The 12,230-nt window shown below is 65.5% G+C and carries 12 protein-coding genes and 1 tRNA gene; 4 read left to right on the forward strand and 9 right to left on the reverse strand.

What is annotated here, in order from left to right:
- Window positions 1-13 precede the first annotated feature (13 nt).
- From ACFC4D_RS34125 to ACFC4D_RS34140, 4 genes are all read left to right on the forward strand, one after another.
- Window positions 14-964 (forward strand): carbon-nitrogen hydrolase family protein, encoded by a 951-nt coding sequence (locus ACFC4D_RS34125; protein WP_376069367.1) that lies wholly within the window; start codon window positions 14-16, stop codon window positions 962-964.
- A gap of 89 nt (window positions 965-1,053) precedes the next feature.
- The gene (locus ACFC4D_RS34130; protein WP_376069370.1) at window positions 1,054-1,653 is read left to right on the forward strand and encodes a dihydrofolate reductase family protein; all 600 of its coding nucleotides are present in this window, start codon (window positions 1,054-1,056) and stop codon (window positions 1,651-1,653) included.
- A complete protein-coding gene (locus tag ACFC4D_RS34135; RefSeq protein WP_375968363.1) occupies window positions 1,650-1,991 on the forward strand; it encodes a YciI family protein in 342 nt (113 codons plus the stop codon). The genes ACFC4D_RS34130 and ACFC4D_RS34135 overlap by 4 nt, the downstream gene beginning before the upstream one ends.
- Window position 1,992: 1 nt before the next feature.
- Window positions 1,993-3,231: an RNA polymerase sigma factor gene (locus tag ACFC4D_RS34140; RefSeq protein ID WP_376069372.1), complete on the forward strand. Its 1,239-nt coding sequence runs from the start codon at window positions 1,993-1,995 to the stop codon at window positions 3,229-3,231.
- 8 nt (window positions 3,232-3,239) lie between these two features.
- Here the strand turns inward: ACFC4D_RS34140 and ACFC4D_RS34145 are convergent, their stop codons facing one another.
- The 9 genes from ACFC4D_RS34145 to ACFC4D_RS34185 all read right to left on the reverse strand — a co-directional run bounded on the left by ACFC4D_RS34145 (window position 3,240) and on the right by ACFC4D_RS34185 (window position 12,191).
- Window positions 3,240-4,448 (reverse strand): SfnB family sulfur acquisition oxidoreductase, encoded by a 1,209-nt coding sequence (locus tag ACFC4D_RS34145; protein WP_376069375.1) that lies wholly within the window; start codon window positions 4,446-4,448, stop codon window positions 3,240-3,242.
- A 75-nt stretch (window positions 4,449-4,523) separates the two neighbouring features.
- Window positions 4,524-5,900, reverse strand: coding sequence for a styrene monooxygenase/indole monooxygenase family protein (locus ACFC4D_RS34150; protein WP_376069378.1), 1,377 nt, complete (start codon window positions 5,898-5,900; stop codon window positions 4,524-4,526).
- Window positions 5,897-7,390 carry an LLM class flavin-dependent oxidoreductase gene (locus ACFC4D_RS34155; RefSeq protein WP_376069381.1) on the reverse strand — a complete coding sequence of 498 codons (1,494 nt, stop codon included), beginning with the start codon at window positions 7,388-7,390 and terminating at the stop codon, window positions 5,897-5,899. The genes ACFC4D_RS34150 and ACFC4D_RS34155 overlap by 4 nt, the downstream gene beginning before the upstream one ends.
- Window positions 7,387-8,604: an acyl-CoA dehydrogenase family protein gene (locus ACFC4D_RS34160; protein ID WP_376069384.1), complete on the reverse strand. Its 1,218-nt coding sequence runs from the start codon at window positions 8,602-8,604 to the stop codon at window positions 7,387-7,389. The genes ACFC4D_RS34155 and ACFC4D_RS34160 overlap by 4 nt, the downstream gene beginning before the upstream one ends.
- Window positions 8,601-9,752: a dimethylsulfone monooxygenase SfnG gene (gene sfnG / locus ACFC4D_RS34165; RefSeq protein ID WP_376069386.1), complete on the reverse strand. Its 1,152-nt coding sequence runs from the start codon at window positions 9,750-9,752 to the stop codon at window positions 8,601-8,603. The genes ACFC4D_RS34160 and sfnG overlap by 4 nt, the downstream gene beginning before the upstream one ends.
- A gap of 90 nt (window positions 9,753-9,842) precedes the next feature.
- Window positions 9,843-10,754 carry a LysR family transcriptional regulator gene (locus ACFC4D_RS34170; protein WP_376069390.1) on the reverse strand — a complete coding sequence of 304 codons (912 nt, stop codon included), beginning with the start codon at window positions 10,752-10,754 and terminating at the stop codon, window positions 9,843-9,845.
- A gap of 121 nt (window positions 10,755-10,875) precedes the next feature.
- Complete coding sequence (locus ACFC4D_RS34175) at window positions 10,876-11,496, reverse strand: GNAT family N-acetyltransferase (RefSeq protein ID WP_376069393.1); 621 nt, start codon at window positions 11,494-11,496, stop codon at window positions 10,876-10,878.
- Window positions 11,497-11,590: 94 nt separating this feature from the next.
- A tRNA-Val gene (locus tag ACFC4D_RS34180) sits at window positions 11,591-11,662 on the reverse strand.
- 64 nt (window positions 11,663-11,726) lie between these two features.
- Complete coding sequence (locus tag ACFC4D_RS34185) at window positions 11,727-12,191, reverse strand: peroxiredoxin (RefSeq protein WP_375968374.1); 465 nt, start codon at window positions 12,189-12,191, stop codon at window positions 11,727-11,729.
- Window positions 12,192-12,230 lie beyond the last annotated feature (39 nt).

Consider the following 12,230-nt stretch of genomic DNA (forward strand, 5'->3'; position numbering starts at 1 on the left):
AAACATCGGACATTTGTCCGATGTCTTGGTAAAGTCGCTGGTGAATCGCTACGAGAAGAAGGAACATCAACGGAAAGGCATTCTCATGAAGATCGCGATCATCCAGCACCTGCCCGAACTCGACTACCCCATCAAGGAACGCCTCGAGCGCGCCTGCACCCGGATCGAATCCCTGGCCGATCAGAACATCGACCTGATCATGCTGCCGGAGGAATGGCTCGACGGCGCTTTCATGGACGACATTCAGTTCGCCGAACAGCACACCCTCGACGGCTGGGCCTTCACCCGCATCGGCGAATCCGTCCGCCGCGTCGGCGCGTACGTCCACGCGGGCACCTTCCAGGTGAAGAACGACGACGGCGGACTCCCCTTCAACACCGCGATCTTCTTCGCCCCCAACGGTGAAATCCGCACCCGCTACGACAAGATCCACCTGCACGGCAAGTCCTACGCCACGGTCTCCCCCGAAGACAAAGCGCGCTACCTGGGCGGGGCCAGCGAAGTCCACAAAGCCGAACCCCAAACCAACGGAAGCAAACTCGTCGTCCAGACGGTGACCCTCCCGCACAGCGGCCGCGACGTCACCTTCGGCTTCAACACCTGCGCCGACATCACCTACGGCGAACAGCAACGCGCGCTGGTCGACATGGGCGCGGACGTCCTACTCCTATCGGCCGCCTGGCCCACCGAATACGCCCACGCCTGGGACCTGCTCCCCGCCACCCGCGCCCTGGAGAACTGCGTCTTCGTCCTGGCCGCCAACAACCGCGGCCAACAGGAAGCCCTCGAGCTCTACGGCAACAGCATGGTCATCAATCCCTTCGGCAAGGTGATCGCCCGCGCCGGGAAGACCGACGAGATTCTCATCGCCGAACTCGACCTCGACGAGGTCAAGGCCGCGAACATCATCGGCGGATTCAAACAGGACCGCGCGGTGGCGGAAAGCTTCGCGGGCAAAATCTGAAGTCACCCGTCCGTCCCTGTCGAAATCAGCCATGCCCGTTCGTATAGGGGTAAGCCCGGTGCTGTGCCGGGCCTTCGGAAGGAGCGGATATGAGCGGCATTGTCGCGGTGGTCAGCGTGACCCTGGATGGGGTCATGCAGGGCCCGGGCCGGGCGGATGAGGACACTCGGGACGGATTCGAGGCAGGCGGATGGGCCGGAGGTTTCGCCGATGCGGTGCAGGGGCGGGTCATCGGGGAGCACATGGCCGCCAGGGAGCGGGCGCTGCTGTTCGGGCGGCGAACCTATGCGGATTTCTACGGGTATTGGCCGGAGCAGCGGGACAATCCGTTCACCGATGTGCTGAACAAGGCCGAGAAATTCGTGGTTTCCCGCACGCTGAGCGAACCGCTCCCTTGGCAGCATTCGACATTGCTCTGGGGTGATGCCGTGACCGCGGTGCGGCAGTTGCGGGCCGCGCGGCCGGAATTGGATCTGGTGGTGCTGGGCAGCGGGGCGCTACTGCGTTCGCTCATGGGTGCGGGGATGATCGACGAGTATCTGCTTCAGATCCATCCGCTGGTACTGGGGACGGGGCAGCGGTTGTTCGACGGTGTCGATCTGGGCGAGCTGCGGCTGGTCGAGAGTGTCACCACGACAACCGGTGTCATCATCGCCACGTACCGGCCCACGGCGGAGGAGTCGCGGTGAAACAGTATCTGCTCGGCATCTATCAGCCCGATGACACCGATCCACCGGACAATCTCGACGAGATCATGCGTGATCTCGAGGCGCTCAACGACGAGATGCGGGACGCCGGAGCCTGGGTGTTCGCGGCCGGTCTGCATGCGGCCAGCACCGCAACCGTATTGCGGGCCAACGGTTCCGAGGTGCTGATCACCGACGGGCCGTATGCCGAGGGCAAGGAGCATATCGGCGGGTTCACCATTATCCGGGCGGCCGATCTCGATGAGGCGCTGGCATGGGGACGCCGACTGGCCCGCGTGGTGACGCTGCCGATCGAGGTGCGCCCGCTCCAGGACGGCTGAAATGAGTTCCGCCGCGGTCGATATCGCGATGATCGAGACGGTGTTCACAGAACACTACGGTCGCGCCGTCGCCAGCCTGATCCGCGTCTTCGGCGATGTCGATATCGCCGAGGACGCGGTGCAGGACGCGTTCACCACCGCCGTATCACGGTGGCCCACAGCGGGATTGCCGCCGAGCCCGCCCGGCTGGATCATCACCACCGCACGCAATCGCGCGGTCGACCGGCTGCGGCGGGAAACCGCCGGACACGATAAATACGCCCAGGCCGCACTCCTGCACGAACGCGATGAACCGGTCGAGACCGATGTGGTGCCCGACGATCGCCTGCGCCTGATCTTCACCTGCTGTCACCCCGCATTGGCCCCGGCCACCCAGGTGGCGCTCACGCTCCGGCTCCTGGGCGGCCTGTCCACAGCCGAACTGGCGCGCGCCTTCCTGGTACCGGAATCGACCATGGCGCAGCGCATTACCCGCGCCAAAGGCAAGATTCGCGACGCCCGCATCCCCTACCGGGTGCCCGCGCCCGCCGAATTGCCCGCACGCCTCGATTCGGTGCTGGCGGTGCTGTACCTGATCTTCACCGAAGGCCACACGGCAACCTCCGGCGAGAAGCTGACCCGCGCCGATCTGTGCGCCGAAGCCATCCGCCTTACCCGCGTACTTGTGGAGATCCTGCCCGGCGAACCGGAAGTCTGGGGCCTGCTCGCCCTCATGCTCCTCAGCGATTCCCGCCGCGCAGCGCGCACCACCCCGGACGGTTCGCTGGTCCCGCTGCCGAAACAGGACCGCTCCCAATGGAATCGGGCACAGATCGAGGAGGGTCAGGCACTGGTGCGAAAATGCCTGCGCCACAACGATCCTGGGCCCTACCAGCTACAAGCCGCGATCAACGCCGTACACGCCGACGCCCTCGACCCCGCCGATACCGACTGGGCCCAGATCCTGCATCTCTACGACCATCTCTCCGCTCTCGCCCCCAGCCCGATCGTCGCCCTCAACCGAGCCGTCGCCCTGGCGGAAGTACACGGACCGAGATCAGCGCTCGATGTCCTCGATGAACTGAATCTCCAGCAGCACTACCTCTTCCACGCCATTCGCGCCGACCTACTCCGCAGACTCGGCAACGACGCTGAGGCCGCACACGCCTACGATGCGGCCATCGACCGCACTCGCAATGACGCCGAACGAGCCTTTCTGACCACTCAGCGCGATGCGCTCGCCACGCCACCTGGTGAGTGACACCGCCTTCAGAGGACACCGTGCCGAGGCGGTGGCGTGCCATTGAGGATGTAGCGCCCGATGTGCTGGATCTTCCACCGCACCGGGTCGTGCAGGGTGTGGGTGCGGGCATTGCGCCAATGCCGGTGCAGGTTCAGCGAATCCAGGGCCGAGCGGGTGCCTGCCACCTCGAACAGGGCGTTGGTGACGTCCAGTGCGGCGCGGTCGGCGGCGGATTTCGCGGTGGCCACGGCGATGGACGCGGCGGCGGCGCTGTCCTCGTCTAGGGCGGCGGCCGCCTCGTCTATGGTGCGGCCCGCGACCGCCAGCAGGGCCTCGGCGGCGCGTACCGTGACCTCCAGTTCGCCGAAACGCTGCACCGTCAACGGATCCTCGTGGGCGTGCTCCACACCGGCTTCGAACCACGGACGGCTGCGGGTGCGCACGAAATCGACTGCCTCGACGAGCGCCGCGCGGGCGATACCGGCGTCGATCGCCGTATGCAGCACCTGGGCGCGAGCGCCGTACAGTTGCGGTCCGGTGAAGGTGAGATGGTGCGGGACAACGTGATCCGCCGGTACACGGACGCCGTCCAGTTTCACGGTGCCGCTCGCGGTGGTGCGCTGGCCCATACCGTCCCAGTCGTCGACGACGGTCAGACCCGCGGCATCGGCGGGGACGAAGGCCACCTCGATCCGGTCCTCGTCATTCTTGGCCAGCACCGGAATCCACTGCGCGAAAAGAGCTCCGGTGGAATAGGACTTCACACCGTCGAGCACATACCCGCCCTCCGGATGCGCCCGCAGCCTAGTTCGGTAGTCCTGCACATGTTTGGTGCCGAGCTCGGACTGCGCGTTGCCGAATCGCCTACCCGCCAGCACTTCCGCGAAGAGCAGCCGCCGCAGCGATTCGGTTCCGTTCTGCCGCAGCGCGTTCACGTACACGAAGTGACTGTGCGGAATCTGCGCGATATTGGGATCACCGGCCGCAAGCAGCCGGAATACCTCCGTCACAACCGAAGTCGGCAGATCCGCGCCGCCGAATTCGCGCGGCACCGTGATGCCGAGCAGACCGCTGCCCGACAGCTCATCCAATTCCGCCGACGGCAGTTGCCGTCGGGCGTCCCGCTCGCTCGCACCGGCGGCGAATCGGGCGGACAGTCGCGCCGCGACCGCCAATGCCTCGGCGGCGTCGGCGATCACGGGCACGGTCAACGGTCGATCGGCGATCTCGGTCATCGCACCCACCGGGCAGTTTCGGTCATTGCTGGTCCTTCCGACGTGGTGGGTTGCGATCCGACGGGTTTCCGGCCGCTATGCGGTGGCGAGACTGCTTGTGAAGGTTGAACGATCGAATCGTCCGGCCGGTTCGAAGCGGGCCAACAGTGCGTCCGCGTTCTCCCCGGTCACCTCGGTGATGAACCTGCCCGCGGCGTCGAGGGAATCGATGCCCAGGAACGGCTGCGGGCGATGCAACAGGCCGACCAGCGCCGAGGCGAAGCGCGGCTCCACCGCGGCCGCCGCGAACAGGGTGTTCCCGATCTCCGCGAGTTCGGGATCACCCAGGAACAGCCGGGTCACCCGATTCGCCGCATCACCGCGCGCCGCTAGGAATGAGCGGTACTGCCGCCCGATCCACTCCTCGTCGAACGGTCCGTCGTGTACGGCCGCCGCCGCGACCAGCCGCTGCGCCTGAATCAAACCGCTCTGCGCGCCCTGGCCCGCGATCGGATCGTAGGCGGCGGAGGTATCGCCGAGCGAGGCCACCGGATGACCACTCCCGGTATGCCCCACCCCGGCCCGAACCACCGGGCGCACAGCGCCTTTCAGCCACGAATGCGGATCCTCGGCGATGACCTGCGTGGCCTGCACCTCGGGCAGATCCCAATCGATGTAGTCGCGGTACAGCTCTCGCACGATCCGCAGCGCGGAGTCCGCGGAATCGGCTGCGGCGAAACGCTTCTCCCAGTCGCTGCCGGGCCGCGCCCAGCCCAGGAAGGCCCAGCTGGGTCCGGCGTCCTTGTGCAGGTACGGCCCCCACCAGCCCTCACCCTGCTCGGCGAAGATGGAGAAGCCGCTGCGCGCGCCGCCCGCGCGGCTGCGATGCGCGAATACGCTGTCGTCGTGGTCGAGCCCGGTGACCGTGACCGTGAGCAGTGAGCGCTGCGGAGCGCTGTAGGGCGTGCGGGACTCGTCCACCGGAAACAACTCCGAGAGCCCGCCGCGACCGGTCGCGACCAGGGTGAGGTCCACTCCGGCGGCAATGCTGCCGAGCTTCTCCGGCGTCACCTGCTGAACGATGAACCGGCCGCCACGCTCGGCGAAGGCGGTCAACCGTTCATCGGCCTTGAGCCGGGTATCGACGGCCACACCGACATAGCCGTCGAAATGCCCGTCGAACGCGATGAGTTCCTCACGCTCGGGTCCGGCGATCCGCACGGTCAGACCGGTGTGCCGGGGCGCGCGGGCGGTGTAGGTGTCCAGTCCGAGCGCGGATTCGGCCTGCTGCGTCTCGCCGAATTCCAGCGCGGTGCCGGTGGCGGGGACGTCATCGCGCAGCGCGCGCTGATCCCTATCGCTGTAGAGCGTCACATCGAAACCGGCGTCGAGCAGGCCCAGTGCCGCGGTGACACCGGTCTGACCGGCTCCGATCACGGCGGCCGAGCGGGTGGATTTGCGCTGAGAGGTCATGAGCGGATCTCGCTTCCGGTCAATACTGCGGCGGGGGTCGAATCGGGATCGAGCGATGAATCAGGTACGGGGACATCGGATCCCGGACGGGACTCGCTATCGGGCAGCGCGGTCGACGCCGCACCGCCGAGGCGATAACTCGCACCCCGATGCTCGGGCGGCAGCCGATCCCCGGCCTCGAACAGCGCGTTGCGCAGGGTGCCCGGGACGTACTCATCGGCGTACGCTCCGCGTGCGGTCAGCACCGGAACGACATGGCGCACAATGTCTTCGAAACTGCCCGGGGTGATGGCATAGGCCAGGTTGAAACCGTCCAGATCGGTATCGTCGACCCACGCCTGGAGTTGATCGGCGATCGTCTCGCCGGAGCCCACGAAAACCGGTCCCATACCGCCGATTCCGGCCCAGCGGCCGATATCGCGGACCGTCCACTCCCGGCCGTCATCGTCGAATTCCTGGAACGCGGCCACGGCGGACTGGATGGCGTTGCTCTCCACCTGGCCGATGGGAGCGTCCAGGTCATAGGTGGACAGGTCGATGCCCATCCAGCCCGACATGAATACCAGGCCGCCCTCCACACTGGCGTAGGACAGGTACTCCTGGTGTTTGCGGTGCGCGGCCTCATCGGTCTCCGCGGTGATGATGGTGGCCAGGGCGTAGATGCGGGCGGCGTTGCGGTCCCGACCGGCGGCTTCCAGCGCGTCACGAATACGGGAGACCGTCTGCGCCAGCACACGTTTGGACGGTCCGGCCACGAAGATTGCCTCGGCGTTCTCGGCCGCGAAGCGCACACCTCGCGGTGACGCGCCCGCCTGATAGATCACCGGTGTCCGCTGCGGCGACGGTTCGGACAGATGGATGCCCGGGACCGTGTAGTGCTTACCGCGGTGCCCGATATGGTGCACCTTCGCCGGATCCACGTAGACGCCGCGAACGGCATCGCGCACCACCGCATCGTCTTCCCAGGAGCCCTCCCACAGCTTGTAGAGCACCTCCAGGTATTCATCGGCCTGGTTGTAGCGCTCATCGTGATCGAGCTGATCGTCCGCGCCGAAATTCCTTGCGGCAGAGGGCAGATAGCCGGTAACGACATTCCAGCCGACGCGCCCGCCGGTCAGATGATCGAGGGTGGATAGGCGGCGTGCGAACGGATAGGGATGCTCGAATCCGGTTCCGGTGGTGATGCCGAAGCCGAGGTGTTCGGTCACCGCCGCCATCGCCGAGACCAGCAGCAGCGGATCGGCGACCGGGATCTGCGCGCCCTGACGCAGCGCCGCGATGTCATTGCCGCCGTACACGTCATAGGTGCCGAGCACATCGGCGATGAAGATGCCGTCGAATCGCCCGCGCTCCAACAGCTTCGCCAACTCGGTCCAGTACGCGAGATCGGTGTAGCGATGCGACTGATCCTCGGGATGCCGCCACAGGCCCGGGGATTGGTGCGCCACGCAGTTCATATCGAAGGCGTTGAAGCGGATTCGGCGTGTCATGATGCCGCCTCGGGGGTTCGTTCGCCCGCGCTCCAAGCGAAGGGCAGATCCGTGCCGTTGAGCAGGTGATCGCCGATCGCGCGGGCCTTCTGAATCGCCGGATTGTGCACCGAGATGGTGCGGGCATTGCGCCAGTGCCGGTCCAGGCGCAACCGCTCCGAAACCGCTGACGCACCACCGACTTCGAAGAGCAGGGTGGTCGCGGGCAGCACCAGGTCGATCACCGCGAGCTGTGCGCGAGCGGACGCGAGTTCGGCTGCCACCACGAGACTTTCGTCCTGCGCTCGATCGTTCAACACCTCGTCGAGCGCATCGGCGACCGCGAGCACGCTGGCCTCGGCGGCGAAGGCGGCGGCGGACAGGCGGCCGATCACCTGCTGCACCAGCGGATCCCGGCGGGGCAGGTCGGCGACCGAATGCGTATAGCCGCGGGTGCGAGCGGCCACCCACTCCCGAGCGTCCCGCTCCGCCCGCCGGGCGATCCCGGCCAGCACCGCAAGCTGAACCAATTGCAGATAGGCCGTCGCATAGGTGGGTCCGGGCGCACCGTATCCGGGACCGAGCACATTGTCCTCGGTCACCAGCACATCGGTGAATTCCGTTGTCCCACTGGCGGTGAGCCGCTGCCCGAAGCCGTCCCAATCATCGGACTGGCGCACGCCCTCGGCATTCGCCTCCACCAGCACGCCGACCCGCTCGCCGTCCCGATCCGCCGCCGCCACAATGTAATCCGCGTACAGCGAGCCGGTGCTGTAGAACTTCGTGCCATTGAGCCGCCAGTGCGCACCGTCGCGAGTCAGCTTCGTGCGATAGTGGTCGACCGCGCCGACACCCGGTTCGGTAATGGCATTGCCGACCAGACTGCCCTGCGCCACCGAACGCAACCACTGCTCGCGGGCCGGACCGGGCTCGGCCAGCAATTGGTCCTCCACGAAGGAGAAATGCACCCGAAGCGCCTGCGGCAGATTGGATTCCGCGGCCGCCAGCTCGATCAACTGCCGGAACAGCTGGCGGACCGTGACGCCGTACCCGCCGAATTCGACCGGTACCCGCAGCGCGCCGAACTTCGCGGCCCGCAACAGGTTCACCTCCTCGAACAGCAGTCTGCGATCGGTTTCGCGTTGTACCGCGCCCTCGCCTATGCGAGCGAAGATGGGGCCGAAGATCGCGTCCAGTTCGGCGTCGGTGGTGGACTTCGCCTCTACGGTGGTCATCGCGCCACCCCCACCGGCTCGGGAGTGCCCGCAAGCAATTCGGCTTCGAGTTCCCGCACGATCGGCAGCACCCGACTGCCGAAATACTCGACTTCCTCGTGATAGTGCAGGAATCCGAGCAGCAGCAGATTCACCCCGCGCTTCTTGTACTCGATGATCCGGTGCGCGATCTGCTCGGGCGTGCCGATGAGCTTGGAGCGGAAACCGTCGTTGTACTGCACCAGATCCTCGAAGGACGAATCGGCCCACATGCCGCGCTTGTCGCCGGCGGAATTGCCCGCCTGCTGCACCGCGCCCCGGAACCCCTCCACCGCTTCGGGATTGGCCTTGGCGACGATCTCGCGCAGGGTCTCCTTCGCCTCTGCCTCGGTATCGCGGGCGATCAGGAATCCATTGAGCCCGAACTTCACCGTGCGGCCGTGCTCGGCGGCCGAGGCGCGGACCTCGGTGATCTGCTCGGTAATGCCGTCGTAGTCCTTGCCATTGCTGAAATACCAGTCCGACACCCGGCCCGCCATCGCGCGTGCCGCGGTCGAATTGCCGCCCTGGAAGATCTCCGGATGCGGGCGGCCCTCCGAGGTCAACGGCTTGGGTTTGAGGTCGTATCCGCGCAGTCGGTAGAAGTCGCCCGCGAATTGAGCCGCATCCTCGGTCCAGCTCTTGCGCAGCACCTCGATGAATTCCTCAGAGCGCCGGTAACGTTCGTCATGTTCGAGCCACGGTTCACCGAGCGCGGTGAACTCACCCTTGAACCAGCCGCTCACCACATTCACCGCGGCCCGGCCGCCGGAAAGGTGATCGGCGGTGGCGATCAGCTTCGCCAGCACACCGGGCTGCCACAGCCCCGGATGAACGGCCGCAATCACTTTGAGCCGTTCGGTGGCCAACAACAGCGCCAGGCTGAAACTCGTCGACTCATGTTGGTACGCAGCGCCATAACTCGCCATGTACCGCACCTGAGTCAACGCGTATTCGAACCCGTTGTTCTCGGCCAGCACCGCAAGTTTCCGGTTGTACTCATAACTCCAATCGGTGCGCTGCTCGATATCACTGATGACAAGACCGCCACTGACATTTGGCACCCAGTAGGCGAATTTCAAAGGTTCTGCGACACTGTCGAATTCGCGGTTCACGAACGATGAAGTCATGAGCACCACCTTAAAATTGACGAAACATGCTGTCCAACAGGCATTTTCGATGTCGTGATAAGTTTTCCCTACCACCGTGCGCAGGAGTGTTCAGGCCGCTCGCACACCCAGCGCACCGGCGCGTCTGACCAGTGCGTCATGCAGGGCGCGCGCCGCCTGCGGAGGTGCGGTGGATTTACGCCGTTGCGCGACCAACAGCACTTCGGTAGAACGACAATCCAGCGGACGCCACGTAATCACGCCACTCGTTTCCAGCGGATCATCCTGAATGCTGTAATCGGGAAGTATGGTGGCCCCCAAGCCATTTGCCACCATGATCTTCCCCATTTCCGCGCCATCGACGGAATATGAGAACAGCGGCTGCCTCCCATCCAGCAGCCGATGCACGAACCGGTGCATCACATATCCGGACCGCATGACGATCAACGGCTCCCCCAGCAGATCATCAACCCCCACAACGGATAACCGCGCCAGCCGACTATCGGCCCGCACGCATACCACCGGCCGCCCCCGCAACAACTCCGTACTGTGAAACTCCGGAGCCAGATCATCCCCCCGCAAATAATTCACCAACCCCAGATCGAAACTCCCCTCCCGCAGGGCGATATGAATCTCCCCCTGCTGCGCATCCACCACCTCCACCTGTGTCTGCGCATGCGACTCCCGAAACTCCCGGATAGCGGGCAAAACCAGTGACACCGTAGCCGCACTAACGGTCCCCACCCGCACCATCCGACTAACCCGATGCTGCTCATCCGCCGCCCGCCGCAACGAATCCACCGCTTCAACGACCTGCGCGATATAGGGCAACAACTCCCGCCCCTCAGCACTGATCCGAGCCCCCGACCGCCGCCGATCCAACAGCTCCACCCCGAGCTCCCGCTCCAGATTCCGCAGCGTCTCACTCAAAGCAGGCTGCGAAACATGCAATTCCTCAGCGACCCGCCGCAAAGACCCCAACCGGGTAACGGCCTGCACATACTCGAGCTGCTCGATCCGCATAGATCCCTCTCCATCAGCGATCCCGCACGCCCTCCCCTCCCCAAGGGTGCAGCGCCATCGCCCCCGGCAAGAGGGTTGCAATCACGAAGAATCAATACGCCCGACCCGAAGCCGCACGAACTCAGGGTTCGTACCGCATAAGCCAGTTACGCGGCCCGCCCTTCGGCAGCTCGAGCGTCGCAACCACTTCGAACCCGAACCGCCGGTAATACGGAACGTTCTCGGCTTTCGCCGTCTCCAAATGCGCCGGCAGCCCATCCGCCGCACACCGCGCCAACCCCGCCGTCATCAACGCCCGCCCATACCCCCGCCCCCGAACCTCCCGATCGGTCGCGATCGCCATCAAATGCCAATGATGTTCCGCGACATGCGCACCCGCCAGCTGCCGCGCCCCCTCCATCATCAGCGGCACCCGCGACCCGAAAATCCGCCGCCGCCGCACCCAGTCCGCCAGCGTCCGCGGCGTCCGCACCCGAGTGGTATTCATCCAGAGCGCCGCGCCCACAATCCGATCCCCATCCACAACGGCGAGATCGACACCCTCACTCGTCCGCCCCGACTCCATATAGGAATCCTCGAACGCCATCCGCAGCTCCCTCAACCGCGACCCCGCATGCGGATGCATCCACCGCGCATACGGATCACCCTCGAACGCCTCCGCGAGCATTCGCGCCACCGCCACCTTGTCGACCGGCACCCCGCGCCGAACGGTCTCGCCGAATACGCCCGGGTCCTCGCTCACCACTCCGCCTCGCCAATCCTGTGTTCCACCGCGCGAATCGCCCCCGGACGAAAACCGGCAGGTACCTATCGGTACCTGCCGGTTGATTCGAGAGTGGGCGCAGAGGGTTTCGAACCCCCGACCGCTGGTGTGTAAAACCAGTGCTCTACCACTGAGCTATACGCCCGAGTCGTCCCGGCGGGGCCGGGTCGGATGTCGTTCGCGGATCCGGGGGATTCGCGGGTGACGGGTTATGAATCTAGCGCGGCGAGGGCTTTCTCCCAAGCCTGCTGGTCACGGGCCTCTCCGGGGCCGTTCATTTCGGCGAAACGGATGATTCCGTCCTTGTCGATGACGAACGTTCCGCGGTTGGGGTAGCCGGATTTCTCGTTGAAGACGCCGTAGGACTGGGCTACCGCGCCGTGCGGCCAGAAGTCGGACAGCAGGGGGAAGGTGTAGCCCTGTTCGGCTGCCCAGATCTTGTGGGTGGGCGGGGGGCCTACCGAGATCGCGAGGATTTCGGCGTTGTCGTTCTGAAACTTGGGGAGTTCGTCCCGGACCTTGCACAGCTCGCCCTGGCAGATACCCGTGAAGGCCAGGGGGTAGAAGACGACCAGGACGTTCTTCTCACCGCGGTAGCTCGACAGCGAGACTTCCTGGTTGTTCTGGTCCTTCAGGGTGAAGTCCGGTGCGACCGTGCCGACCTCTAGTGGCATGCGAAACCTCCATCGTGTCCGGGCATTCGAGGACGGCGT

Origin of the sequence: Nocardia sp. NPDC056000, assembly GCF_042269265.1 — a bacterium.
In the GTDB taxonomy this organism is placed as follows: Bacteria; Actinomycetota; Actinomycetes; order Mycobacteriales; family Mycobacteriaceae; genus Nocardia.